This is a genomic window from Myroides injenensis M09-0166, assembly GCF_000246945.1.
In the GTDB taxonomy this organism is placed as follows: domain Bacteria; phylum Bacteroidota; class Bacteroidia; order Flavobacteriales; family Flavobacteriaceae; genus Flavobacterium; species Flavobacterium injenense.
In genome coordinates, this window is record NZ_BAEX01000049.1 from 1 (window position 1) to 25,383 (window position 25,383).

Genomic DNA, 25,383 nt, shown 5'->3' on the forward strand with positions numbered 1-25,383 from the left:
TATTTTACTAAACTTAGAATATTCTGCTTAGCTATTTTATAAAGTTACTTTTATCAACAAATTATTGTAAATGGTAACTACTACTTATCCTAATAATATTGTCATGTAGATTACCTGTATTTAGTTCATTTACTATCTTTAGTTTTACTCTTAAACTTCTAAGACTCGTTCCTTATTTAATTTTGTAGACAGAGATGGTTTTATCATGATATGAAGTAAATTGTTGACATTTACTATTATATGCATTAGTAACTTTTGTATCTTTTTTTAAGATTACTTGTCCGTCAAAGGAAATAATGTTTATTATTCCAGATTTATTTAAAAGTAGAAATGACTTAAATTCACTATTAAAATACATTTCATCATATTGAATATCTTTATCCTCTATTTTGATTTTTTCTAAGAGTTTTACCTCATCGTTTTCAATTCTATATAAATGAATCTCTTGCAATAAGTCTCCATCTTCATTAGCGTCATCTTCAATATAGGGATTATATTCAATAGCAATCGTATCGTTATCTATCCAACACATAGATCTGTTTTCATGCTCGCCTACGAATAGATTTATATCTTTTATGCGACTGTTAGAAATAAAATCCTCTATTTCATAAGCTTTGCAACAATCTGCTGATCCCCAAATCCATCCTGCACTAGCAAAGTACTTATTGTCAGGAGAGATATTAAGTTTACTGTAAAAGTAGTCATAGGTACTTGGCCATGATAACTTATTAGTTTCTTTATGAGTTTTATAGTATTGAATATGTTTTTGTTCTACGCCTTCTTCTATTAATGATTTAGTAGCTGTAATTATTTGACGCGTATTCAGGTTTAAAATTTGTATGTGATTCCAATCTTCGCCATAAATTAGATAAGGTATTTGCTTTTTGTCTTTATATAATGCAATTGGATATTTTGTAATTCCTGCATAATACTCTCCTCTCCAAAGATGTAATTTATATTGTTGGTCTGGATTATAGACATACCCATGTCTCTTATAATCATTTACTATTACGACAATGTTATCTAACGTGTAAATAGAAATAGGGGAGGATATATCAAAACCTTGATCAGTGTAGCCCATGTTATCTACAAGAGAAAATAATACTATAGTCTTATCTGTTTGAAAGTTATAAAGTATTACGTCAGCATTGCTTAATACTATTATAACTTCATTTTCGCTACGTGATGTGGCACAAAGAATAGTGTTATCCCCTTTAATAGATTTTTGATATAGTTTTTCTATTTTCATTTAACTCATATATTAACATTGTCAATCAATATGAAACAACCTTTATTAGCATAATTGCTTTCTATTTTGAAACTTCATTCCAGATGACATCTTTTGGGGCAGGAGCAACGATTGTTAATTCTTCTTTTGTAACTGGATGGATAAATGTAAGTTTTCGCGCATGTAAGTGAATTCCACCATCAGGATTACTTCTATCTGCTCCATATTTTAAATCTCCTTTAATAGGACATCCGACAGCTGCTAATTGACAACGTATTTGGTGATGTCTGCCAGTATGTAAATCAATCTCTAATGCAGAATATGTCTTTAATTGATGGAATAATCGATAACTTAGTTTTGCTATTTTACTATTAGGAACTTCTTTTTTATGAGCTTTGGAAGTGTTGTTTTTTGGATTGCGTACTAAATAATGCACTAAAGTATCTTCTACCTTAGGCGGTGCATTTTTAATAACTGCCCAATATGTTTTTTGTGTTTCTCTATTTTTAAACGATTCGTTTAGCCTAGTAAGTGCCTTAGAAGTTTTAGCAAATAGTACTAAGCCAGATGTAGGGCGATCTAATCGATGAACTACTCCTAGATAAACTTCACCGGGTTTGTTATATTTATTCTTTAAATAGATTTTTACTATTTCACTTAGGGGCATATCGCCTGTCTGATCACCTTGTACAATATCACCTACGCGTTTATTGATAACGATAATATGATTATCTTCATGTAGTACTTGTAGGTTTTCTGGTGTAGAGACAATTTTCATTTGATGTAATTTTAAACAAAAATATCCTTTTTATTTCAAAAAGGATATTTTTAGTATTTTTATTAAAAGGGAGTTACTTAGTATTGTTCTTTTTCATTAGGGAAATCAACAGATTTTACATCATCAACATATTGAGCAACTGCATTTTTCATATCTTCATAGATATTCATATATCGGCGTAAAAACTTTGGACTAAACTCATGTGTTAAGCCTATCATATCATGTATTACTAGTACTTGTCCATCAACACCATTACCAGCTCCAATACCAATTACAGGAATGGAAATACTTTCAGCAACCTTTTTAGCAAGAGTAGCAGGTATTTTTTCTAATACAACAGCAAAACATCCAATTTCTTCAAGCATTTTTGCATCTTGAATTAATTGATTAGCTTCCTCTTCTTCTTTTGCACGTACAGTATAAGTTCCAAATTTATAGATAGATTGTGGAGTAAGACCTAAATGTCCCATTACAGGAATACCAGCATCTAAAATGCGTTTGATCCCTTCTTTAATTTCAATTCCACCTTCCATTTTTACTGCATGAGCACCACTTTCTTTCATGATTCTGATTGCAGAACGCAAAGCTTCTTTAGGATCTGATTGATAAGAACCAAAAGGTAAATCAACTACTACTAATGCTCTATCAGCTCCTCTTACAACAGATTGCGCATGGTAAATCATTTGGTCTAATGTAATAGGTAAAGTAGTTTCATGTCCAGCCATTACGTTACTAGCAGAATCTCCTACTAGCATTACATCAACTCCTCCTGCTTCTAAAACTTTTGCCATAGAGTAATCATAACAAGTTAGCATTGATATTTTTTCTCCGTTAGCTTTCATATCTATTAATGACTTAGTAGTCACTTTTTTATAATCTTTTTTTGCTACTGACATATTTGTTTTGTTTTTGTTTGTTAGAAATGTAAATTTATATAAAAACGAGAGAAATAAAAGTTTTAGCAGGAATAATTCATTTCTACTTTAGTTAAGAACCCATTATAAAAGAGAAAAACGTAAGTTATTGTTCCTATTTCAATAGAATAACTTTTGTCTAAGGCATTAATATTTGTAATAAATCCTTTTCCTATAGTTAGAAATTCTTTTTCTGAAGTATTTCCGTTTAATTGATTGTTGTCAAGTAGAAATCCATTAGCATTAATCATATCCATTTTTCTAGTTTTTAACGTCAATTTCAGATCGTGTATAATAAACTCTGCTGAATTGTAAAAAGCATTGCTTTCATAATCACCAAGAGCGCAGTCCTCTAAATCGGCATAGGTCTCTAACGGATATCCTACATATTTCTCTACAACTGTGTGATTAAAACCATTTATAGGTTCTACCTCTCCATTAAGAGTAAACCCAAATAGTTCTTTCTTCTGTAGTTTGGCAATTTTGTTTGCAATTGATTTTTTTGAATTCGCTTCTAACACTTCTTTTTGTAGTTTGGTTAAAACTGCTAATTCTTCTAAATTGTTTGTAGAAGTGTATTCTGAGAATAGAGTCAAAGCTTTTATTGTTTCTTTCGTTTCACTATTCCAACCTAATTCTAATATACGCTCTGCATACTTTTTTTGCTCTTTAGGTTCTTTTGATGAATAATATTGGTTGATTAGCTCTTTCATTATAGGTCTTGCACCAATATAATTTGCAGATATATATCCTATTTCACCTTTATACGGTATAGCTACCCATTCATTTTTGTCAGAAGGATAAAATGATATAGGTACTACAGTGCCATTAAAAACAGTGCCCAATATAGATGATGTACTAGAGGGATATTCACGAACTTTTAGCCCTGCAACTGTAACAAAAAGGTGAGGAGTACTGTAATATTCATCAACGTCTATAATAGGAGCAGGGGAAGTAGCATGAGTATTAATCTCAGACTTATATCCTATGTTTGGTGAATTTAAAATATAGACAGGATCGGCATAGTCAATAAATACCTTGTAGATATTCTTGTTTATTTTTTCAAATGAATTGATTTGTGCCCCAGCTGTATAAATCCCTTTTTCAATAGTTGCTTTATCATCTGAATATGCAACAGTTGGGGTATTGACATATAGACTTTCTTGAGCTAATACTCCAAATGAGATTGAGCTCAAGAATATGGATAATATTGCTTTCATAAAATTAGCAATCAGATAAGCTTACTGCAACGGCAAGTCCACCTTCTGAAGTTTCCTTGTATTTATTATTCATGTCTTTTGCTGTTTCCCACATAGTGTTAACTACTTTATCTAATGGGACTTTAGCATTTTTTGGATCAGTGTCTAATGCTAATTCTGCTGCATTAATTGCTTTGATGGCTCCCATAGTATTTCTTTCTATACAAGGAATTTGAACTAGGCCTCCGATAGGATCACATGTTAAACCTAAGTGATGTTCCATTGCTATTTCTGCCGCAACGAGTACTTGTTCTGGTGTACCTCCCATCATTTCACATAAAGCTCCTGCTGCCATTGCGCTAGATACCCCAATTTCAGCTTGACAACCTCCCATTGCAGCTGATATAGTAGCTCCTTTTTTGAAGATACTTCCTATTTCTCCAGCGACAAGTAGGAATTGTTTAATCTCTTTTGGTCCTGCTTTATGATTTTCAATTACCAAATAATACATTAAAACAGAAGGTATAACTCCTGAGCTTCCATTGGTTGGAGCAGTTACTACACGTCCTAAAGAAGCGTTTACTTCATTTACTGCTAACGCAAAACAACTTACCCATTTTAGTATTTGACGGAAGTAAACTTTAGTCTTACGTATTGTTTCCAGCCATTCTTGAGGTGTTGTATAAGGTAGATCTCCTTTCAATTTGCAATGCGTATCATAAGCTCGACGACGTACATTTAAGCCACCAGGTAATGTTCCTTCTGTATGACAACCAATATACATGCATTCTAGCATAGTATGCCAAATACGCATTAATTCATTGTGAATTTCCTCTTCTGATCGAATAGATTTTTCGTTCTCATAAACTAATTGAGAAATAGACATATTTTGTTCTTTGCAATATGCTAATAACTCAGTTGCCTTTTCAATTGGATAGGGGAAGCTTTTTTGGATTTCTAAGTTTTCAGGACCATCTTTACTTTCTTCTTTTACAACAAATCCTCCACCGATAGAATAAAAGGTAGATTCATAATATTTGTCTTCTCCATATTTAGCTGTAAAAGTCATTCCGTTAGCGTGAAATGGCAAAAAGTTTCTGTTGAATACGATATTTTCTTTAGGGGTAAAGTTGATATACATTTCACCTCCTAGATGTAATGTTTTTGATTCATTAATTCTAGCTATAATGTTGTCAATATCTTCTACAGGTACATATTCAGGATCTGCACCACTTAAACCTAGCATAACTGCTAAATCAGTAGCGTGTCCCACACCAGTTAAAGATAAAGAACCAAAAAGATCTATTTTAAGTGCTGTGACTTTATTAAAAATAAGACGTTCACGCAGTTCTTTTAGAAAAAGTTCTGCTGCTCTCCAAGGACCTAATGTGTGTGAGCTAGAAGGTCCAACGCCTATTTTGAGCATATCAAATACAGAAATACATTCCATAAAGTTGTTTCAGTTTTAGTATTACGAAGATAGCTAAAATCTAATCTGCAGCAAGTATTAAGAGCTTATTTAACGCCTGCTGTTTGCCTGAGTATGATGAATAGTGAATAGTTTGCTTTTTATATGAAAAAAGTTAAAAAATTGTTTGTTTCGTTTATTAATTAGGTTTTTATTATTTATTTAATTGTTTTAAAGTGTTAAATAATTATAAATATTTGTAGTTAAAATACAAATATTATGAGAAAAATATTGTTTGCAATTATGCTGCTTTGTTCTTTTTTATTAAAAGCACAAGATAAGATAGGAATTAATGTTGAAGTACCTTCTGCTGCTTTAGATGTGAAGGGAGACGTAAAATTAAGAACATTAAAAGTTTCAGAATTAACAGATTTAGTTGGTGTAGATGATAAAGGTAATTTATATAGTGTTGATTTTAATACTATGATTTATGATTTTATAGCTAAAATTAATGTGCCTACTATCGCAGCCGTTTATCATTTGGATAAGGATAAAACTTTTAATGAGCGTGAAATTTTTGCTGTTAACCTTGATAAGAAAATTATTTTAAATGAAGATTTGTTAAACTATAATGTAGGAAATGGTGTATTTACTGTAAAAAAGGAAGGGTTTTATGCAATTAATTTTCAAGTAGTTGTTGGTAAGAGAGACCAAGGTGGCGAGACAGCTATAGGTATTGCAGATGCAAAGACTGGAAAGTGGATTGGACGCGCGACTTGGGCTCAGGGAAATACTACAAAGACTTTTCAAACTTATAATACAACTCTTAAGTTTAATAAAGGTGATACTTTTTTCGCTGCGGTATCCCCTCTAGATAAGGGACCTCAACAAATTGTTGGAATTCAGAAGGAAGCTGATGATAATAAAGAAGGTGGTGCAGTTTTAACTAATATAACAATTACAAAATTTTAGTTATGAGATTCAATATTGTTATATTTTATTTGCTTATAGTTTTTTATGGTCAATATATTATTGCTCAAGATAAAATTGGAGTTAACGTTGACTTACCAACAGTAGAACTTGATATAGATGGAGAAGTAAGATTTAGATCTTTGTCTAATTCTCAATTAACTAATGTACTTGCGAGAGATAAAGAGGGGAAGTTGCATAAAGTGGATTTGGTTCATTTAATATTAGAGCATTTGCAAACAATAAAAGTTCCAACTATTGCTGCTGTGTATCACATGGATAAAGATATGGAAATGGATAAGAACAAGCTTTATGCCATAAAATTAAATAAGGAAATTGTACTGAATAAGCAATGTTTGTCGTATGATGAGAATACTGCTGTATTTACTGTGAATGAAGCTGGTGTTTATACAATTACGCTTCAAGCAGGACCTAGTAGTGGTGTTTATGAAAATGTAATTGGATTAGTAGATGGTAAGACGAAAAAATGGTTAGGGAGGAGTTCTTGGAACCAAGTTAATCATGACCGTACTTATAATGTCTTTACTATAACATTAAAATTAGCAAAAGGTGATAAGTTCTATCCTGGAGTAATTGTAAGTGTTCCAAAGCAATTAATTGGAATCGAAACAGGAACTACAGGCAATGGTAGTATGACCAATATTACAATTACAAAGTTTTAGTATTCTTATAATTTAAATTATTAATAGTTGGTTTTTAATATTAAGAAATTGTTACTAACTGATAATGTAGATGTGTTTTTATTGTTTTTTTTAATTTAAATTGTTATATTTGATATACATTAATAGTTAAAATGATGTTATTAATTGTGTTATATTGTTAATTGGTTTTGTTTATTAAGGTTGAGTGGACAATATAAAAAAAGTGTAGTTAAGTTGAAAAGATAACTTGTGAATGATCCATAGTAGATTGTAATATGAGTTTGAAATTTAATTTAAATGGAATAATAACTTCTAGTGTTTTATTCACATTTTGGCAGAACAGCTGACGTATTGGACCTTTTATAATGGATTGTTTATTTTAAAAATGACAATTTGACATAATAAATATGTGTTTTTTTATAAAATTATGTTGACAATGGTGTTTTTTAGGGTTGGCATAAAGATTGTTTAGTAGTTAGTGAGTTTGAAGCTCACATTAAATTGAAAATTAAGTAAAAAAGTAAACTATAAAATATTATGAGTAAAATAATCGGTATTGACTTAGGAACTACGAATTCATGTGTATCTGTAATGGAAGGTAATGAACCAGTAGTAATCCCTAACGCAGAGGGAAAAAGAACTACACCATCTGTTGTTGCGTTTGTTGAAGGTGGTGAAATTAAAGTTGGTGATCCAGCTAAACGTCAGGCTGTAACTAACCCAACTAAAACTGTTTCTTCTATCAAAAGATTTATGGGAGAAAAGTATAGTGAAGTTGCTGATGAAATTAAATCTGTACCATACCAAGTGCAAAAAGGTGATAATGATACAGCTCGTGTAGATATTGACGGACGTCTTTATACTGCGCAAGAAATTTCTGCAATGACTTTGCAAAAAATGAAAAAAACAGCTGAAGATTATTTAGGGCAAGAAGTAACTGAAGCAGTAATCACTGTACCTGCTTATTTTAATGATGCTCAACGTCAAGCTACTAAAGAAGCTGGAGAAATTGCTGGATTAAAAGTAAAACGTATTATTAATGAGCCTACTGCTGCTGCATTAGCATACGGGTTAGATAAAACAGGAAAAGACCAAAAAGTTGTAGTATATGACTTAGGAGGAGGTACTTTTGATATTTCTATTCTTGAATTAGGAGATGGAGTTTTCGAAGTATTATCTACAAATGGTGATACTCACTTAGGAGGTGATGATTTTGATAACGTTATTATAAACTGGTTAGCTGATGAGTTTGAAGCTGCTGAAGGAGTTGATTTACGTAAAGATGCAATGGCATTACAACGTTTAAAAGAAGCTGCTGAAAAAGCTAAAGTAGAATTATCTTCTGCAACACAAACAGAAATTAACTTGCCATATATTACTGCTACTGCAGCAGGACCAAAGCACTTAGTGCAAACATTAACTAGAGCTAAATTTGAGCAATTATCTGATGATTTAATTCGTCGTTCAATGATTCCTTGTGAGAAAGCTTTAAAAGATGCAGGTTTATCTAAATCTGATATTGATGAAGTAATATTAGTAGGTGGATCTACACGTATCCCTAAAATTCAAGAAGAAGTAGAAAAATTCTTTGGTAAAAAACCACATAAAGGAGTTAACCCTGATGAGGTAGTAGCTGTAGGTGCTGCTATCCAAGGAGGTGTATTGACAGGAGATGTTAAAGACGTATTGTTATTAGACGTTACTCCATTATCATTAGGTATTGAAACAATGGGAGGAGTATTTACTAAATTGATTGAATCAAATACAACTATTCCTACTAAAAAATCTCAAGTATTCTCTACTGCTGCTGATAATCAGCCATCAGTTGAAATTCACGTATTACAAGGTGAAAGACCAATGGCAGCAGATAATAAAACTATTGGACGTTTCCACTTAGATGGTTTACCACCAGCACAAAGAGGAGTGCCTCAAATTGAAGTAACTTTCGATATTGATGCTAATGGTATTATCAAAGTATCTGCTACAGATAAAGGTACTGGTAAATCACATGATATCCGTATTGAAGCTTCATCTGGATTAACTGAAGAAGAAATCCAAAGAATGAAAAAAGAAGCTGAAGCAAATGCTGATGCTGATAAAAAAGCAAAAGAAACTGTTGAGAAAATCAATGAAGCTGATGCAATGATTTTCCAAACCGAAAAACAATTGAAAGAGTTTGGAGATAAATTATCTGCAGGTAATAAATCTAATATCGAAGGAGCTTTAGAAGAACTGAAAAAAGCTTATGAGACTAAAGATATAGATACTATTCAACCAGCTTTAGATAAAATCAACGAAGCGTGGAAAGCTGCTTCTGAAGAAATGTACAAAGCGCAAGCTGAAGGACAACAAGGAGGAGCTCAAGAAGCACAACCTAATCAAGGAGGTTCAGATGATAACAATGACGGACCACAAGATGTAGAATACGAAGAAGTGAAATAATCTGAGTATTATAAATAATTGAAAAACCGAGTCTTTTAGACTCGGTTTTTTTTTGTTAGGTATGTGACAGTATTGGAATCATCAATTTATGATTACTGAATAGGTGTTCTAAATTGTTACTTACGAATAGTACTAAATCATCTTCTTTGTATTCTCTAATTTTTCCAGTAATTTTTAATGGGCTGTATCCAAAATTAATGATTTTGACTGTTGGTAGTAAAATAGCTTTTAGTGCTGCTTCTATATCAGATTCTACTTCTTGATAAATCCCATATACTGTGAGTATCTCCTCTTCTATGGAAGCGATAATTACTGTATTTAGTTCTTCGATGTAATAGATGCAATCGCTAAATCCAAAATCGGGATTCGCAGAGGTATAAAACATGGTAATACCTTTGTTTTTGGTATCGAAAGCATTATTTGTATTAGCTGTACTTATATACCTTTCAAAAAGTTTTAAATCGATTTTATTTGTTAAGTCAAGCTTTCTATAACTATAAGTTTGTGTGCTAGTAACGTAGTCAATTTCCTTATAGGCTTGATATTCTTTTACAGCACTAAAGCCAAACTTAGGATAGAAGTTTAATACGCTGTCATTAGCAAATAAGAAATAACCATCTACTTTATTATCATATAAATTCTTTACGTATTCCATTAGATAACGAGCTAGTCCTTTGTTTTGATATTTAGGTACTGTCATAACTGTTCCAATTTGTGCTAGGTGAAGTACTTTTTCATTTACTTGTGTTTCAAATAACGATATAGTGAGGTGGGAAACTATTTCATCTTCATCAAAAAGGGAATACAATATACAGTTGTCGTCCCAATAATTTGATTGATAAAAGTTCTCAAAATCAAATCCCCACACTTCATTTGTTAAGTTATTAAATGCTTTCCTTAATTTATCATCTTGCTGATAAGATGTATGTAGCGTATATTCTTCTTGTCCGATTGCTATCTTTTTCATGATTCAAAAATTAACTTTTTGCAAAGGACATTAAAAACTTCTATAAAGATGTAGAACTATATTGTATATTTATGTGCAAAAGGTTGTTTTGGTAATAGCGATTATGCGGTATGTATAAAGTTTAGTTTAGAATGGAAGAAGTAAAACAGAGTATTTTTGTACTTAAATCAAATGATATCATTCCAATAGAGTTTTTTGAAAAAGCATATCATCTTAATGGAGTTTTGATTTCGATGTGTGTAAAAGGTTCTGTAGAATTAAGAGTTAATGAAGAAAAGAAGTCTATTTTACGGGGAAATCTTGTCACTGTTTTACCTCAGAGTATCGTTAATATTGAGAGTGAAATAAGCGAGAATGCGCAATTTTACTGTATTCTATTTAGGTTATCTGATATTGCTGATTTAGTTCTTCCTACTAACTATAACTTCTTAAATGAGCTAGTAAAACATCCAATAATAGACTTATCTAGTTTAGAATATAATATGTGTCATAACTATTATAATTTGTTGTTCGAAAATAGTTTGAATTCTTATTCCGTTTTTCACAACGATGCTATTAAGTATTTGCTCTATTCATTTATTGCTCAAATTAATATATTTTATAATCAATGCGAGGAGGAGCTAGTTAAGAGTTCTAAGAAAGAAGTGCTTGTTTTTCAGTTCTATAATTTAGTTCATCAATATTATATTCAAGAGCGTTCCGTTCAGTTTTATGCTGATCAGTTAAAGTTGACACCTAAGTATCTTACTACTTTAATAAGAAAAAGAACTGGACAGTCAATATCCAAAATTATTATTGACTTAGTAATTTTGAAAGCTAAATCCTATTTGTCTGCCACAACGATTAATATTAATCAAGTTGCTGATAATCTAATGTTTGCTGATACTACTACCTTTTCTAGATATTTTAAAAAATATACGGGTAATACGCCTTCAGAATATCGTAAGTTACATCAGTAAGCTAAAGAATGGGATAATTATTGTAAAATATAGTTATATTTTAAATCGCGTTTTTCGTTACTTTTTTAAGTAGTATTTTTGTAGTACTTCTAACTATAGGAATAAGAGCAATGTTTGAAATATTACTGTCACATATTCAATTAAAAGTAGAGTTATCAGAAATAGATAAAGGTCTATTAAAGACTTTTTTTACATCTAAGAAACTGCGCAAAGGACAATACTTGCTACAACAAGGACAAGTGTGTAGAGACTTAGCTTTTGTTTCAAAGGGAGTGCTTAAGTCTTATTTGTTAGATGATAAAGGAACTGAGAATATTAATTTACTAGGTTGGGAAGGATGGTGGGTGTCAGATTTTCAAAGTTTTGTATATCAGGAACCTGCTATATTTGATATAGAGGCTGTTGAGCCCTGTGAATTATTATTAATAAGCAGAGAAAACTATGAAAGGATGATGGATAGAATTCCCTTAATGGAAAAATATTTTCGTATTCTATTTGAACGCAGTTTAGCTACTAAAGATCGTAGTTTGATTAGTTCTAATGCTTTTTCAGCAGAAGAAAAATACAATCAATTACTAGCGAATTATCCTGCTATTTTGGACAGGATACCTCAATATTTATTAGCCTCTTATGTAGGTGTAACGCCAGAGACCTTTAGTCGTATTAAGAATAAGAAAAACAAGTAAAAATCAGTGCTTAGGATTAATTGTTTTATCTATTCTAATGAAATGATATTTAATAAAAATTGAATATTTACTAGGTTGATTAATATCTATTAGGTTTGTCATTAAGTAGTTTGATAAAAGAAGTTATAAAAATAGCTAATGCTTCTTTTGTATTTATATCTGTTACTTCATTTTTAGACCAGTCACAGCTATAGGAATACTATCTATATTCCCATTCTTGAAAAAGTATGACATCTAATACAGCTAGTGATTTACATAGTTTCTTTAATTCTGTAGGATGAGGGAGGTTATTTCTATTTTGTGTATTTAGTTCCATGACTATTTAAACTATTTAATTTGCAATAATATATCATTTTGTTCACTATTATAGTAGTTGGGAGATAATATTCTAAATTGGTGAGGGAGATCTTTGGCAACCAATTCGTGATATATAAAAGTGAAGTTGATATATGGAGGAACTGCTAATATGACTAAGTTATATGCAATAATAGTATAGTCTTCATTAATGTCAGTTGTACTATTTAAAATAACAATACCTCTATCTGTAATTACATTCTCAATTGTTGTAACTATCTCCTCCCATAACTCTTCTAGATAGTCAAAACTACTGTGTATGTCTACTATAGCATAATCAAATTGAATAGAAAGTTCCACTTTCTTAGGATATGAAATTACTAAATCTTGTTGTGTAATGATAGGCATATTGTAATAATGAATAGATAAAGATAATCAATTGAATATTTATTTTGATAATTTAATCCTGCCATTGAGAAAACAAACTTTACTAGAATACTGAAGGTTATTATTTCTAAATGCAATAGTAATATTATATATCATTTTATTATTGATCTATATCAATCATTTAGCTTGTTTTAGATCAATAGATAGTAAATAAGGCTAAGATACATTTGTACTTTAAAAATGTATAAAATGAATAGAATAGCTTTAGTTGTGGGTGTTACTGGTATGACTGGTAGCAATCTTGCAAAAGAATTAGTAATGCAGGGGTGGAAAACATATGGGATTTCTAAAAATTCTTCTAATATCATTCCTAATGTTATATCCTTAAAGGCTGATTTATTGGATAAAGAAAGTTTAGAAAGTGCTTTGTCTCAAGTTCATCCTACTCATGTTTTTTATACTTCATGGATGCGAATGTCTTCAGAGAAAGAAAATATTATGGTGAATGGAGCGATGGTTACAAATTTGCTAGATGTCGTCTCTTCAAAGAAAAGTGTACAACATGTTGCTTTGGTTACAGGTTTAAAGCATTATTTAGGACCTTTTGAAGCTTATGCTACAAATGGCAATTTACCGGAGACTCCCGTAAGAGAAGATCATCCTAGATTGGCATATGATAATTTTTATTATGCCCAGGAAGACGAAGTCTTTAATGCTGCTAAGAGGGATGGTTTTACATGGAGTATTCATCGTCCACATACTTTAATAGGAAATGCAGTTGGAAATTTAATGAACTTAGGAACTACTTTAGCAGTCTATGCCACTTTGTGTAAACATGAGGGAGTGCCATTTACGTTTCCTGGCTCTAAAGCGCAATGGGATGGATTATCTGATGTAACGGATGTAGAAGTCTTAGCAAAGCATCTTATATGGACATCTACTACAGCAGGAGCATTTAATCAAGCGTTTAATATTGTTAACGGTGATGTCTTTAGGTGGAGTTGGATGTGGAAGCAAATAGCACAATGGTTTGAAATTGAATATGTCGGTTATCATCAAGATTCTAGCTCATTGGAAGAGATAATACATGACAAGGGTAAACTATGGGAAGAGATAGCTATACAACATAAGCTTGTGGAAACAGATTTATGTAAAGTTAGTTCACCATGGCATACTGATGCTGATTTGAGTAGACCTATTGAAGTTATTACAGATATGACTAAAAGTCGTTTAATGGGATTTAAAGAATACAAAAGCACTAAGCAGTCTTTTTTTGACTTGTTTGTTCAATTAAGAGAAAGTAATATAATACCATAGTAACTTATACTTAGGAAAATTATGCAATCAAATTTTAAAAAGGTATTTCTACTACAATTCTATCGATATGATGTAGAATTGAATATCCAGCTATGTTAGTCTAGTTTCGTTTGTAATGAGAGTATATTGATTAAATAGTAATTCCATTGTGCCTCCATTAATTTCCCTTGTTTTACTAGAGGCACTATGGACTCACAATGGATGCATCGCCCATTATTCATATCTAGTTATACAACTTTATAGGATTGGAATAGTTCAATACTATCTAATAAGTACTCCTATTTAATACAACTTCTTATTATAAATTTCTGTATTCTAGAGGAGTGAGATTAGTTAGTTTTTTAAAATAGGAACTAAAAAATGAAGTGGTAGAAAAGTTTAATTCTAGTGCAATATCAGTTATAGATTTATTAGAACTTCTTAGTAAAACTTTGGCTTCCATTATTACTAATTCATCAATCCATTTGCCTGCAGTTTTTCCACTAATTTCTTTTATTAATTTAGAGAAATGTTTAGGGGTAAGGCACATTAAATCAGCATAAAAACTCACACTTCGTTCAGTTTTATAATGTTGGAACAGCAATGACATAAATTTTTTAAATATGCGTTCGTAGTGAGAGTTATTATTTGTTGAATCGGTGGAAGCTTCTTTATGATAAAAACGGAGTATCTGATATACAATTGTCTGTAATAATCCCTTCACAATTTCATCTCTGTATAATGATGTAATGCTGAACTGATTTGTCATTATCTTATGTAATGTCAGTAATTCTGAAAACTTGCTATCATCAGTAAAGACGTATCTTTGTTTTTCGATTTCTTGCATTACAGTAAGAAGTTCGGTAATAATTGCCATTTCTGTAATGGAATCAAAAGAAAAAAATATAAAAGCTACTTCAATTTCTTCAATTTCTTCTATTACTTGAATAATCGTATTAGGAAAAAAGGCACCGATCATTTTTTCTTCCACATTGTACTCTGTGTAATTAACCAATATCTTTCCCTTACCTTTTGTACATAAGGTAAAACATATGCCTTCAAGAATATGAGGTTGATATAAATCTATACTCAATTCATTTGATTTGATACTGTTTTTAGATATAATAAGTTCTTTTGAACATGCAATGACATTATTTTGCGTTGCTATTAAATCGAGTGGAATTCTTCCAAATCTGCCTTCTTTTTTCATATATCTATATTTTGCGACTTTTCAAAAAGCATAAAACGACTTTTAGAACAATATTGACTACAAACAGGTAACGCTGAAAAATATTGATATATAGACCTTTGCATATTGTTAATTTATAGTTGTAAAGATATGGTTCGAGTAAAATTAAACAATCTTTTTTATATAGGATTAGTTTTTATCTGTAGTACTGTTATTTCTTGTGATAAGAAGCAAAAAGAGCAAGAAAATAAAGCAGTTAATGTTACTACTCAAAAACTTTCTTTGGGTACAGAGCAAAAAGAGGAAGAATACATTGGAACAGTTAATAGTGATTTAGCTGTAGATGTTAGTTTCTTAGTATATGGTAAGATAGATAAGATGTACTTACAAGAAGGAGATTATGTTCAAAAAGGTCAATTAATGGCTAGCTTAGATCCATCAACTCTTAAAAATGCTCATAACCTTACTCTTGCGGCGCTTAATCAAGCAAAAGACGCTTATAATCGTATGTCTGCAATGTATGAAAGCAAGAGTATTCCTGAGATACAATATGTAGAGTATAAAACTAAATTAGATCAAGCAAAATCTAGTGAAGCTATTGCACTTAAAAACTTAAATGATGGGAATCTATATGCTCATCAATCAGGAATGATAAGTGAAAAATATGTAGAAGCAGGTGCTAATGTAGTAACTGGAACTCCTGTGTACCAAATTGTAGATATCAATATGGTAAAGGTAAAAATAGCAGTACCCGAAAAAGAGATCTCATCAATTAAAAAAGGAATGAAATGTAATGTTATTGTTTCTGCCTTAGGTAACAAATCTTTTGAGGGAGTTGTCGTTGAGAAAGGGGTAGCTGCTAATCCCATCTCTCATACATATGATATCAAAGTGCAAGTGAATAATGCAGATGGGCAGCTTTTGCCAGGTATGGTTACTAAAGTGTATTTGAATAAAGGGGGAGAGGAAAGTTTACAATTAGCTATTCCATTAAAATCAGTACAGGTAGATCATACAGGAAAACGATATGTATGGGTAAAAACAGCAGAGAATAAAGCTGAATATAGGGAGATTACCTTAGGAAAATTTGTAGGGAATGGCGTATTAGTAGAAAGTGGTTTAAAAGATGGCGAATATTTAATTACTGAGGGCTATCAGAATATAAGTAATGGAGTAGAGGTAATCGACAATCATTCTAATAATTAGTGAAACGATGGAAAATACGAAAAAGAATGTAGGGTTAATTGATTTGGCAATCAAGTATAATAAGATTGTCCTATTGGTGATATCTTCTTTAGTATTGTTTGGCATTTTTGCTCTAAATCAAATTCCAAAGCAAGAGTTCCCAGAATTTACTATACGACAAGGTGTTGTTGTGGGAGTTTATCCTGGTGCTACTTCAGCAGAGGTAGAAGAGCAATTGGCTAAACCTTTAGAAAAGTTTCTATTCACTTACAAAGAAGTAAAGAAATCTAAGACTTATTCTCAATCTAGAGATGGTATAGTTTACGTATTTGTAGAATTAAACGATGAAGTTGACAATAAGGATGAGGTTTGGTCTAAAATAAAGCACGGTTTATCTTTATTCAAGATGCAATTACCATCTGGTGTTTTGGCTTTGATAGCTAATGATGATTTTGGAGATACTTCAGCTTTATTAATTGCACTAGAATCTGATACAAAAACTTATCGCCAGTTAGGTGATTATATGGATAATTTAGAAGAGGAATTGAGAGGAATTGAATCAGTTTCAAATCTAAGAAGATATGGCGAGCAAAAAGAGCAATTAAGTATCTATGTCAATAAGGAAAAGGTAGCTACCTATGGTATTAATTTATATTCATTATACCAGACCCTTTTAACTAAAGGGATGATTACCCCATCTGGGAATATTGATAATGATGAGTTAGTTGTTCCTATTCATATCACAAGACCTTTTTCGTCAGAAGTAGACTTAGAAGAACAAATTATTTTCTCAGATATTCAAGGAAATTATATCCGCCTAAAAGATGTCGCAGAAATAGTAAGAGAGTATCCTAAGCCCCAAAGCTATACTATAAATAATGGTAAAAAAGCTTTGATTGTATCTACTGAGATGCAAGCTGGTTATAATATCGTTCAATACGGAAAAGAAGTTGAGAAAGTTTTAGAAAAGTTTGAAAAATCACTACCTGACGATGTAAATGTCTGTAGAATAGCGGATCAACCACAAGTAGTAGATACATCTATTACTACATTTTTAAAAGAATTAGTAATTGCAATAACTGCAGTGATATTAGTAACGGTTTGTTTGTTACCATTGCGCGTTGCAGGTGTCGCTGCTTCTACAATCCCTATAACGATATTTATTTCTATAGGTTTAATGTTTGCTTTCGGTATCGAATTGAATACTGTGACATTAGCAGCTTTAGTAGTTGTGTTAGGGATGATAGTAGATAATTCTATTGTTATAGTTGATAGTTATTTAGAAAAAATAGATGAAGGAATACCTAGAAAAGAAGCTACAATTGAGAGTGCAAAAGAATATTTTAAAGCAATATTTTCAGCAACATTAGCAATAGGCGTTACCTTTTTTCCATTTCTAGTAACTTTTAATGGGCAGCTATATGACTTTGTGAGAGCATTTCCTTGGACAATCTTAATCACACTATCAATTTCCTTGGCTGTAGCAGTGCTATTTGTACCTTATTTACAATATGTATTTGTGACGAAAGGTGTACATGCAGAAAAGGATGACAATCCGAAAAAGAAGAAATCTTTTATGGATCGTATTCAGCTATTCTATGATAGAGTATTGACTTATGTAATGGGACATCCAAAGTTTTTCTCCCTATTTGGTATAGCGACAGTGATTCTTGGTGTATGGCTTTTCTTACAAATACCAATTAAGCTTATGCCTACAGCAGAACGAAATTCTTTTGCCGTAGAAATATTTTTACCACAAGGGAGTGCTTTGACTCAGACTGAAAAAGTGAGTCAGGAATTAGCTGAAATCTTAAAAGAAGATGATCGAGTGACATCTATCACTACCTTTTTAGGAACAGGTTCGCCAAGATTTCATACGACTTACGCTCCTAAAATTGGTGGTAGTAATTTCGCGCAGTTTATTGTGAATACTGTAAATAGTGAAGCTACTATCGAACTATTGGATGAGTATAGTAACAAGTATGCTAATCATTTTCCTAATGCTTATGTAAAGTTTAAGCAGATGGATTATCAAGCAGGGGTAGATGCAGATGTAGAAGTGCGATTAAGTGGTCATGATATTGGTAAGTTAAAGGAAATATCTTCACAATTAGAAACTGAATTTAAGAAGCTAGATGAGCCACTAAGAGTGTATACAAATTATGAAGAAATATTGCCTAGTGTAAATATAGCTCTAGATCCAGTAGAGTCTAATCGATTAGGTATTACAGAAGGGGTTTTAGGTATAGGTCTGACTTCTCGCTTTGGAGGTATGCCATTAACCACTGTATGGGAGGATGATTATAAAGTTCCTGTTGTATTAAAATCTAAATGGGATACAAAAGATCCAGAACTTTCTGATGTAGAAAACGAGTATATCTCTGGTATATTTTCACCTTCAGTGCCTTTACGTCAGATAGCAATTATTACAGCGGATAGTAATGAAGGTCAAATTGTGCGTAGAAATGGGATAAGAACATTATCAATCTATTTAGATTTAAAGAGAGGAAATAGAGCTGATAAAACACAGAAAAATGTAGAACAAATAATAGAAACTTATCAAGATCAGATAGATAGTAAAGATATCACTGTTAGCTATGGAGGATTAAAAGAAAGTAATGATGAAACATTACCAACTATTATTAACGGATTAATTATTTCTCTAGCTATTATTTATTTTATTCTTGTTTTTCACTTTAAGAAAATAAAGCTTGCTACGCTAGTTTTTGCCTCTACTTCTTTCTGTTTTATTGGCGCAGCTATAGGGTTGTTAGTCATGGATATGGAGTTTAGCCTTACAGCAGTTCTTGGATTGGTAAGTTTGATAGGTATTATTGTACGTAATGGAATCATTATGTATGACTATATAGAAGAATTAAGACACAAGCATAATATGCCGTTATTTGAAGCATGTGTTCATGCAGGCCAGCGTAGAATGCGTCCAATTCTACTTACATCAATGGCAGCGTCAATGGGAGTTATTCCCATGATTATAAGTAAAAGTCCATTATGGGCACCAATGGGAACAGTAATCTGCTTTGGAACTTTAATTTCAATGTTGTTTATACTGACGATGTTACCTCTATTATATTGGCAAGCCTATAAAAATGAGAAAGAAGTACAACAAAGTCATTCTTAATAATAGTTCAATTTTAAAGCATAGAGATAATGATAAAAATAAATAAGAATATAGTATTATATACTTGTCTTTTGCTAGGTATTGTAGCAATGCATTTAGGATATGGACAGACACTTACTTTGGAACAGTGTAAACAATATGCATTAGACAATAATTATAAAATTAAGAATAGTGATTTAGAGATTTTTGCAGCCAAAGAAATAGAGAAAGAAGCATTTACTAATTATTTTCCAAAACTAACTGCTGGAGCAATAGGTATGCAGGCATTAGACCCATTGTTAGAAATAAAAACTGAAGGAGGGGATCTGCCAATATATGATGGTAATCCTGCTAATCTTGCAAATGCTACTCAGTTTGCTTATATGCCGGGAATGAATATGGGAATTTTTAATCAAGTAGGAATAGGTTATCTTAATGTTTTGCAACCTTTGTATTTAGGAGGTAAAATAAAAACAGGTAATGAATTAGCTAAACTAGGAACTACAGTTAGACAAAAAGAAAAACAACTGTCAGATAAAGATGTTTTGTTTAATACAGAAGAACAATATTGGCAAGTAGTAGTACTTCAGGAAAAAATGAAAACACTTGAGGCATATGAGCTTTTTTTAGAGAAGCTACACAAGCAAGTTACTAATGCTTATAAAAATGGTTTAGTAATTAGAAATGAGGTGCTAAAGGTAGAGATTAAGCAAAATGAACTTAAAGTTACTAGACTACAATTACACAATGGAAAAAAATTGGCAATGATGCTACTTTGCCACACTATTAATATTCCATATAACAGTAATTTAAATGTAGCAGATGATCTAACTATTATGGCCGCTCCAGAAAGTTATTATGTTGTGAATGAAGATATGATTCACAATAGAGATGAATATGCCTTATTAGAAAACATGGTCGCTGCAACATCTCTTGAAACAAAAATGAAAAAGAGTGAATATATTCCGTCTATTGGGGTAGGAGCTAGTGGGTATTATATAGATCAGTTTGAGAATAATATAAATGGAAGTTTTAATGGAATGGTCTATGCGAAAATATCGATCCCCATTTCTGACTGGTGGGGAGGTAAGCATAAATTAAATCAATTAAAAACGAAAGAGCAAATTGCAAAAAATACATTAAAAGAAAATGAAGGTTTATTGCTATTGCAGATGGAAGATAGCTGGACACAATTAACAGAGGCTTATGAAAAAGTTAGCGTATTAGAACAAACGTATTTGCAGACAAAAGAGAATTTAGATGTAAATGAGAATAGCTATAATTTTGGTTTAGTACCCATAGCAGATTTGTTAGAAGCACAAGCGCTACTTACAGAAACAGAGGATAAGCTTATAGAAGCAAAGAGTTTATATAAAATAAAAACAACAAACTATTTAAAAGTAACAGCCCGTTAGATTTTTTGTAAAGTCCCCTTTTTCGCAAGAAAAAGGGGACTTAAAATATATTATAAATTCATTTGTCTTCGTCGTTCGTAAACTTCTAGCATATATTGCTCTATATAAAACCTTACTTGTTCGAAAGTAGCAATACCTTCAAAACAAACGGCTTCTTTTCCAAAATAACCTCTCAGTATACTAATGGGTTTATCGTTGCGGTAGCTCAGGTATAAAGTGTTTTCTACACTATTAGAATCCCCAAGTTGCAAGCTGAAATCAATTAATCTCTGAGAATAGAGTTGAGCATCTTGTAATAATTCTTCTTCTGTTTTTTGAGATCTCCTTACTTCACAGGTTAAACCTCGGACAGTTAGAAAAGAACAATTTTCATTAGGTAAAGTGTGGAAAGGGTGATTGTCTTGCAGTGGTTTTCCTATTAGACTTTCAGAATCTTTTTCATACCAAAAGCCACGTGCAATGACTTCTACAAACTGATCGTGAAACTGAAAAACATAATGGGAGAAGTCCGTAATCATATCTTCAACATTGCCCCCAAATTCATAAGAAGAACCATAATTTGCTTTCTCATACAGATAGCGTTCTGTTTGCCAAGCACTATCGTCCACTTTATAGATCCAACAAACTTCTTTATTTTCTGTCCAATCATCTGGATAAGGTAGATGTTCACCTCTACAGACTTTTATTGCATCTAAATTTTCAAATGTGATACGACCATATTGTTCATCCGCAGTGTGAAAGTAAATTCCAGTTAGTTCATCTGCATAAATAACTGTCGGGGTAAGAACATAATCAGAGTGGATAGGAACCTCTATCCCTTTAGCAAATGCCATATTTATTATAATTTTTAGTATAGATTGAAGTTTTGCAAATGTAGATAAATGCAAACTAAGAAACAGTTTATTTAGATTACTATTAACTGTGTCAAATAGAATGAAAAATTAATTATCTTTTAACTTACTGAGTGCTCGATTTAGATTGCGAAGTGAAATTCCTAAATAATCTGCCATATCATCTTTTGACAGTGTAATATCTTGTTTTGTTTGTAGCTCTAATAATTTTTTTAAGTTATAATCTGTTGTATGTAATTGCTGAAAAGAAGCGCGACTCGCAGTATCTATAATTCGCTTTGAAATTACATCTAGAAGCAAATTACTTAATTCTAAATTACTCTTGATTAATTCTTTAAAAAAAGTGAGGTCGAAAGAGTAAACAATAACATCAGTTACAGCCTCAATAGTACAAAGACATTTACTGTTTTGTAATACTTCTATTTCGCCAATTATTTCTCCACAACTTAAAAATTCAAGTATGTAATTTCTATCATTTTCTTCTGTAAAATAGCATTTTGTAATACCGTCTTTTATCAGCATCACTTTCGTTAAGGTGTCTTGCTGTAGGAGAAGTAATTCCCCTTTTTTAAAAACCTTTTGCTGAATAGCTTGCTTGTATAACTGGGTGTTATAAAGCTTTTCTGTATACGATAAAAATGTTTCATTTACTCTAAGCATGTTCTCTTTGGACAACTGTCCTAATTTTAGAAATGTAAAGATTTAATTTTATCCCCTAAATTCAAAATAAAATGAAAAATCAAATAACAACAATAGCGTTTGATGCTGATGATACTTTGTGGGATAATGAAATATACTATCAAGAAACAGAAAGACAGTTTTGTTTATTATTAGAACAATATGCTAGTAGTAATCTTATTTCACAAAAACTATTTGAAGTTGAGATGAAGAATTTAAGCTTTTATGGCTATGGAGTAAAAGGATTTATGTTGAGTATGATAGAAACTGCTAGCTTGATTATGGGTGATGAAATTAACCAACAAGTGATAACAAATATTGTTTCTCTAGGACAAGATTTATTGCAACAGCCAATACGTCTTTTAGATGGAGTAGAGGACACTTTACATAATTTACATGGAGCATATCGTTTAATATTAGCAACTAAAGGAGATTTAATGGATCAAGAAAGAAAGATAATGGATTCTAAATTATATCCTTTTTTTGATCATGTGGAAATTATGAATAATAAGACTGAAGAAGATTACAGAAAGTTGTTATCCAAAATTGATTGTTTACCTGAACATTTTTTAATGGTAGGAAACTCACTAAAGTCAGATATAGAACCCGTTTTAGCACTTGGGAGTTATGCCGTTCATATTCCTTATAGTGTAACTTGGACACATGAAAAAATAACTAATGATATAGTACATGATAAGTTACTTTCATTTAGGGAAGTAAAAGAGATACTAGATCATTTAAAGTAGAAATTACTGTCAGTTTTATAATTGAGTATAGTATAGTAATGATATTCTGGCAGTACTTATAGGTGTGTTGCATGTGAAATAGGAAAGTAGTTACTATTCCTCAATAGTATTTCTTTTTAGAATAAAAGTGCCTAATATGTAGTGTGAAAATATTTAGGTCGTCTTGACTTTTGTAAAATAAATAAAGGGTATAGAAATTTCAGAAAGCTAAAAAGTTAAGATGACTTCATCTTATTATTGCTCATTCAATTCATTACATTGTTTAATTATTATAAAGTTTTTTTGAACAGAATTGCCTACAATGATTCATGTAATTCTGTATTCCACATATGCCTTTATTACTATAGATGATATGATTTTTTCAACAGTGCGTCAATAGTTCTTCAATACTCCTTCAATAACCAGCCTTCTATACAGAGTAATCATGGGGAAGTGTTGAAGAAGTGTTGAAGGATTTAGCTTGAGTGCTTATGAATACTGGCTTTGGCAAGCATTCAAATTTCAACTCAATAGATTGTTTTTGAGTTAATGTACTGTAATTTAGTTAGATATGTGTTTTTGGTTTAAAAAAAGTGAGGTAGTTTTTTTTGTTCAGATAATTAAAGTGTATCTAATTGGATGACAAGGAATTTCATGGCTTTTATTGTAATAGGGGATAAGAAATTTTAGAATAGTAAAGAGTAAAGATGACTTCTATAACTATTCAAGAGTCACGGATGGAAATATGCTACTGTTTTTTTGTGACTACAGTATTGATGTTTTTATTTTTAGGAATATGTAATATCTTTGAGATATGTCAAAAGATGAACGAATTACTTCTTTTCAGCCTATAATAGATAATACTACTAAGTTGTTAATTCTTGGTACTATGCCAAGTGTGAAATCGCTAGAAAAAAGTGAATATTATGGCAATAAACAAAATGCTTTTTGGAAAATTATCTTTAGCATTTTTAATGAAGAGATGACAAGTAATTATAATGAGAAAATAAGGATATTAAAAAAGAATAATATAGGACTTTGGGATGTACTGAAATCTTGTGAAAGAGAAGGTAGTCTAGATAGTAAAATACAAGATGAAGTTCCTAATGATATAAAAGGGCTTTTGAGAAAATATTCTAATATAAAAGCAATTGTATTCTCAAGTCAGAAAGCAGCTCAGTATTTTAAAAGACATATAGGAACAATTGATAATATTACCTTTGCTACGATGCCTTCACCAAGTGGAGCAAACGCAAGGATGAACTTACAAGAAAAAATAGAACAATGGGAAAAGATAAAATTACTGCTATAAAGGTTTTACATAAAGATGTATTTGAGTTTCTTAATGCATTAAGTAAAAATAACAATAAACCGTGGTTTACTGAAAATAAAGAATGGGTTGATAAGGTTTTCGGTGAAGTAAAAGGCTTTTTTAAAGAAGTTGATACTGAAATGCAGCAATATGATAATCTTGAGAAGTTTCATGTTCATCGTATTTATAGAGATATCCGTTTTTCTAAAGACAAAACACCTTATAAAAGCTACTTTGGATTGCATTTAGGTCGTACAAAACCATTATTAAGAGGTGGATATTATATAAATATAGAACCAGGTAAGAGTTTTGTAGGAGGTGGTTTTTGGGAACCTAATAAAGATGATTTACTCCGCATTAGAAAAGAAATTGCAATGGACGATAGCGAACTTAGAGAGATCGTATCTGCTGATAAGTTTAAAAATTATTTTGGTGAATTAAAGGGAGAGGAATTAAAAACAGCTCCTAAGGGTTTTGATAAGGAACACCCCGCTATTGATCTATTGCGTAAAAAACAGTATCTATTAATGCGTTCATTTACTGATAAGGAAGTTTTGGATGCCAAGTTTATTGATGAGCTAATTAAGACTTTTAATGCTATGCGCCCTCTATTTGATTATATGTCAGATGTCTTGACTACTGATATTAATGGTGTAAGTTTATATGAATAGAAAATAAGGAAGAGATATACTATAACTTATTTCTTTAACCTGAATAACAT

Annotated in this window: 22 protein-coding genes; 12 read left to right on the plus strand and 10 right to left on the minus strand. The window is 31.3% G+C overall.

Annotated features, from left to right (window positions below; genetic code table 11):
- Positions 1–172: 172 nt before the first annotated feature.
- The 5 genes from RH98_RS09110 to RH98_RS09130 form a co-directional block, all read right to left on the minus strand.
- On the minus strand, positions 173–1,249 hold the full coding sequence (locus RH98_RS09110) for a hypothetical protein (protein ID WP_010253400.1): 1,077 nt from the start codon (positions 1,247–1,249) through the stop codon (positions 173–175).
- A 61-nt stretch (positions 1,250–1,310) separates the two neighbouring features.
- Positions 1,311–2,006, minus strand: coding sequence for an RluA family pseudouridine synthase (locus tag RH98_RS09115; RefSeq protein WP_010253403.1), 696 nt, complete (start codon positions 2,004–2,006; stop codon positions 1,311–1,313).
- A 77-nt stretch (positions 2,007–2,083) separates the two neighbouring features.
- Positions 2,084–2,902: a 3-methyl-2-oxobutanoate hydroxymethyltransferase gene (gene panB / locus RH98_RS09120; protein ID WP_010253405.1), complete on the minus strand. Its 819-nt coding sequence runs from the start codon at positions 2,900–2,902 to the stop codon at positions 2,084–2,086.
- A gap of 62 nt (positions 2,903–2,964) precedes the next feature.
- Positions 2,965–4,140, minus strand: a complete 1,176-nt coding sequence (locus tag RH98_RS09125) for an SH3 domain-containing protein (protein ID WP_010253407.1) — start codon at positions 4,138–4,140, stop codon at positions 2,965–2,967.
- Between the two features lie 4 nt (positions 4,141–4,144).
- Positions 4,145–5,569 carry an L-serine ammonia-lyase gene (locus tag RH98_RS09130; RefSeq protein ID WP_010253410.1) on the minus strand — a complete coding sequence of 475 codons (1,425 nt, stop codon included), beginning with the start codon at positions 5,567–5,569 and terminating at the stop codon, positions 4,145–4,147.
- Positions 5,570–5,806: 237 nt separating this feature from the next.
- Between RH98_RS09130 and RH98_RS09135 the strand changes: the two genes are divergently transcribed.
- The 3 genes from RH98_RS09135 to dnaK all read left to right on the plus strand — a co-directional run bounded on the left by RH98_RS09135 (position 5,807) and on the right by dnaK (position 9,600).
- Positions 5,807–6,499, plus strand: coding sequence for a hypothetical protein (locus tag RH98_RS09135; RefSeq protein ID WP_010253412.1), 693 nt, complete (start codon positions 5,807–5,809; stop codon positions 6,497–6,499).
- A 2-nt stretch (positions 6,500–6,501) separates the two neighbouring features.
- The gene (locus RH98_RS09140; RefSeq protein WP_010253415.1) at positions 6,502–7,179 is read left to right on the plus strand and encodes a hypothetical protein; all 678 of its coding nucleotides are present in this window, start codon (positions 6,502–6,504) and stop codon (positions 7,177–7,179) included.
- A gap of 516 nt (positions 7,180–7,695) precedes the next feature.
- Positions 7,696–9,600: a molecular chaperone DnaK gene (gene dnaK / locus RH98_RS09145; RefSeq protein WP_010253418.1), complete on the plus strand. Its 1,905-nt coding sequence runs from the start codon at positions 7,696–7,698 to the stop codon at positions 9,598–9,600.
- A gap of 55 nt (positions 9,601–9,655) precedes the next feature.
- Here the strand turns inward: dnaK and RH98_RS09150 are convergent, their stop codons facing one another.
- A complete protein-coding gene (locus tag RH98_RS09150) occupies positions 9,656–10,567 on the minus strand; it encodes a GNAT family N-acetyltransferase (RefSeq protein WP_010253420.1) in 912 nt (303 codons plus the stop codon).
- A gap of 131 nt (positions 10,568–10,698) precedes the next feature.
- Between RH98_RS09150 and RH98_RS09155 the strand changes: the two genes are divergently transcribed.
- Positions 10,699–11,526: a helix-turn-helix domain-containing protein gene (locus RH98_RS09155; protein ID WP_010253422.1), complete on the plus strand. Its 828-nt coding sequence runs from the start codon at positions 10,699–10,701 to the stop codon at positions 11,524–11,526.
- Between the two features lie 110 nt (positions 11,527–11,636).
- Positions 11,637–12,212 carry a Crp/Fnr family transcriptional regulator gene (locus tag RH98_RS09160; protein ID WP_010253424.1) on the plus strand — a complete coding sequence of 192 codons (576 nt, stop codon included), beginning with the start codon at positions 11,637–11,639 and terminating at the stop codon, positions 12,210–12,212.
- Positions 12,213–12,539: 327 nt separating this feature from the next.
- On the opposite strand, the gene RH98_RS09165 is transcribed toward RH98_RS09160, so the two are convergent.
- On the minus strand, positions 12,540–12,914 hold the full coding sequence (locus RH98_RS09165; protein WP_010253426.1) for a hypothetical protein: 375 nt from the start codon (positions 12,912–12,914) through the stop codon (positions 12,540–12,542).
- A 228-nt stretch (positions 12,915–13,142) separates the two neighbouring features.
- Between RH98_RS09165 and RH98_RS09170 the strand changes: the two genes are divergently transcribed.
- Positions 13,143–14,210: an SDR family oxidoreductase gene (locus RH98_RS09170; protein ID WP_010253428.1), complete on the plus strand. Its 1,068-nt coding sequence runs from the start codon at positions 13,143–13,145 to the stop codon at positions 14,208–14,210.
- Between the two features lie 298 nt (positions 14,211–14,508).
- On the opposite strand, the gene RH98_RS09175 is transcribed toward RH98_RS09170, so the two are convergent.
- Positions 14,509–15,399 carry a helix-turn-helix domain-containing protein gene (locus RH98_RS09175; RefSeq protein ID WP_010253430.1) on the minus strand — a complete coding sequence of 297 codons (891 nt, stop codon included), beginning with the start codon at positions 15,397–15,399 and terminating at the stop codon, positions 14,509–14,511.
- A gap of 129 nt (positions 15,400–15,528) precedes the next feature.
- Here RH98_RS09175 and RH98_RS09180 point away from each other — a divergent pair, with 129 nt between their 5' ends.
- Genes RH98_RS09180 through RH98_RS09190 form a run of 3 tightly spaced genes read left to right on the plus strand, consistent with a single transcriptional unit; the run spans position 15,529 to position 21,096 of the window.
- A complete protein-coding gene (locus tag RH98_RS09180) occupies positions 15,529–16,584 on the plus strand; it encodes an efflux RND transporter periplasmic adaptor subunit (RefSeq protein ID WP_010253432.1) in 1,056 nt (351 codons plus the stop codon).
- Positions 16,585–16,591: 7 nt separating this feature from the next.
- Entirely contained in the window at positions 16,592–19,702 is a 3,111-nt protein-coding gene (locus RH98_RS09185) for an efflux RND transporter permease subunit (protein WP_010253434.1), read from the plus strand.
- A gap of 29 nt (positions 19,703–19,731) precedes the next feature.
- On the plus strand, positions 19,732–21,096 hold the full coding sequence (locus RH98_RS09190) for a TolC family protein (protein ID WP_010253436.1): 1,365 nt from the start codon (positions 19,732–19,734) through the stop codon (positions 21,094–21,096).
- A 50-nt stretch (positions 21,097–21,146) separates the two neighbouring features.
- Here the strand turns inward: RH98_RS09190 and RH98_RS09195 are convergent, their stop codons facing one another.
- Together RH98_RS09195 and RH98_RS09200 are read right to left on the minus strand one after the other, a co-directional pair.
- A complete protein-coding gene (locus RH98_RS09195) occupies positions 21,147–21,929 on the minus strand; it encodes a hypothetical protein (RefSeq protein ID WP_010253439.1) in 783 nt (260 codons plus the stop codon).
- A gap of 108 nt (positions 21,930–22,037) precedes the next feature.
- Positions 22,038–22,622, minus strand: a complete 585-nt coding sequence (locus RH98_RS09200; RefSeq protein WP_237717524.1) for a Crp/Fnr family transcriptional regulator — start codon at positions 22,620–22,622, stop codon at positions 22,038–22,040.
- Positions 22,623–22,678: 56 nt separating this feature from the next.
- Here RH98_RS09200 and RH98_RS09205 point away from each other — a divergent pair, with 56 nt between their 5' ends.
- From RH98_RS09205 to RH98_RS09215, 3 genes are all read left to right on the plus strand, one after another.
- Positions 22,679–23,371 (plus strand): HAD family hydrolase, encoded by a 693-nt coding sequence (locus RH98_RS09205; protein WP_010253447.1) that lies wholly within the window; start codon positions 22,679–22,681, stop codon positions 23,369–23,371.
- A gap of 793 nt (positions 23,372–24,164) precedes the next feature.
- Positions 24,165–24,662, plus strand: a complete 498-nt coding sequence (locus RH98_RS09210; RefSeq protein WP_010253450.1) for a DNA-deoxyinosine glycosylase — start codon at positions 24,165–24,167, stop codon at positions 24,660–24,662.
- Positions 24,635–25,333 carry a DUF2461 domain-containing protein gene (locus RH98_RS09215; RefSeq protein WP_010253454.1) on the plus strand — a complete coding sequence of 233 codons (699 nt, stop codon included), beginning with the start codon at positions 24,635–24,637 and terminating at the stop codon, positions 25,331–25,333. The genes RH98_RS09210 and RH98_RS09215 overlap by 28 nt, the downstream gene beginning before the upstream one ends.
- Positions 25,334–25,383: the final 50 nt, after the last annotated feature.

What these genes read in the sequence shown, in the direction of transcription:
- RH98_RS09150 (WP_010253420.1), bottom strand. Translation starts at nt 10,567, where the DNA reads ATGAAAAAGATAGCAATCGGACAAGAAGAATATACGCTACATACATCT.
- RH98_RS09210 (WP_010253450.1), top strand. Translation starts at nt 24,165, where the DNA reads ATGTCAAAAGATGAACGAATTACTTCTTTTCAGCCTATAATAGATAAT.
- RH98_RS09205 (WP_010253447.1), top strand. Translation starts at nt 22,679, where the DNA reads ATGAAAAATCAAATAACAACAATAGCGTTTGATGCTGATGATACTTTG.
- RH98_RS09170 (WP_010253428.1), top strand. Translation starts at nt 13,143, where the DNA reads ATGAATAGAATAGCTTTAGTTGTGGGTGTTACTGGTATGACTGGTAGC.
- RH98_RS09195 (WP_010253439.1), bottom strand. Translation starts at nt 21,929, where the DNA reads ATGGCATTTGCTAAAGGGATAGAGGTTCCTATCCACTCTGATTATGTT.
- RH98_RS09130 (WP_010253410.1), bottom strand. Translation starts at nt 5,569, where the DNA reads ATGGAATGTATTTCTGTATTTGATATGCTCAAAATAGGCGTTGGACCT.
- RH98_RS09110 (WP_010253400.1), bottom strand. Translation starts at nt 1,249, where the DNA reads ATGAAAATAGAAAAACTATATCAAAAATCTATTAAAGGGGATAACACT.
- RH98_RS09185 (WP_010253434.1), top strand. Translation starts at nt 16,592, where the DNA reads ATGGAAAATACGAAAAAGAATGTAGGGTTAATTGATTTGGCAATCAAG.
- RH98_RS09180 (WP_010253432.1), top strand. Translation starts at nt 15,529, where the DNA reads ATGGTTCGAGTAAAATTAAACAATCTTTTTTATATAGGATTAGTTTTT.
- RH98_RS09135 (WP_010253412.1), top strand. Translation starts at nt 5,807, where the DNA reads ATGAGAAAAATATTGTTTGCAATTATGCTGCTTTGTTCTTTTTTATTA.
- RH98_RS09190 (WP_010253436.1), top strand. Translation starts at nt 19,732, where the DNA reads ATGATAAAAATAAATAAGAATATAGTATTATATACTTGTCTTTTGCTA.
- RH98_RS09215 (WP_010253454.1), top strand. Translation starts at nt 24,635, where the DNA reads ATGGGAAAAGATAAAATTACTGCTATAAAGGTTTTACATAAAGATGTA.
- RH98_RS09140 (WP_010253415.1), top strand. Translation starts at nt 6,502, where the DNA reads ATGAGATTCAATATTGTTATATTTTATTTGCTTATAGTTTTTTATGGT.
- panB (WP_010253405.1), bottom strand. Translation starts at nt 2,902, where the DNA reads ATGTCAGTAGCAAAAAAAGATTATAAAAAAGTGACTACTAAGTCATTA.
- RH98_RS09165 (WP_010253426.1), bottom strand. Translation starts at nt 12,914, where the DNA reads ATGCCTATCATTACACAACAAGATTTAGTAATTTCATATCCTAAGAAA.
- RH98_RS09115 (WP_010253403.1), bottom strand. Translation starts at nt 2,006, where the DNA reads ATGAAAATTGTCTCTACACCAGAAAACCTACAAGTACTACATGAAGAT.
- RH98_RS09155 (WP_010253422.1), top strand. Translation starts at nt 10,699, where the DNA reads ATGGAAGAAGTAAAACAGAGTATTTTTGTACTTAAATCAAATGATATC.
- dnaK (WP_010253418.1), top strand. Translation starts at nt 7,696, where the DNA reads ATGAGTAAAATAATCGGTATTGACTTAGGAACTACGAATTCATGTGTA.
- RH98_RS09160 (WP_010253424.1), top strand. Translation starts at nt 11,637, where the DNA reads ATGTTTGAAATATTACTGTCACATATTCAATTAAAAGTAGAGTTATCA.
- RH98_RS09125 (WP_010253407.1), bottom strand. Translation starts at nt 4,140, where the DNA reads ATGAAAGCAATATTATCCATATTCTTGAGCTCAATCTCATTTGGAGTA.
- RH98_RS09175 (WP_010253430.1), bottom strand. Translation starts at nt 15,399, where the DNA reads ATGAAAAAAGAAGGCAGATTTGGAAGAATTCCACTCGATTTAATAGCA.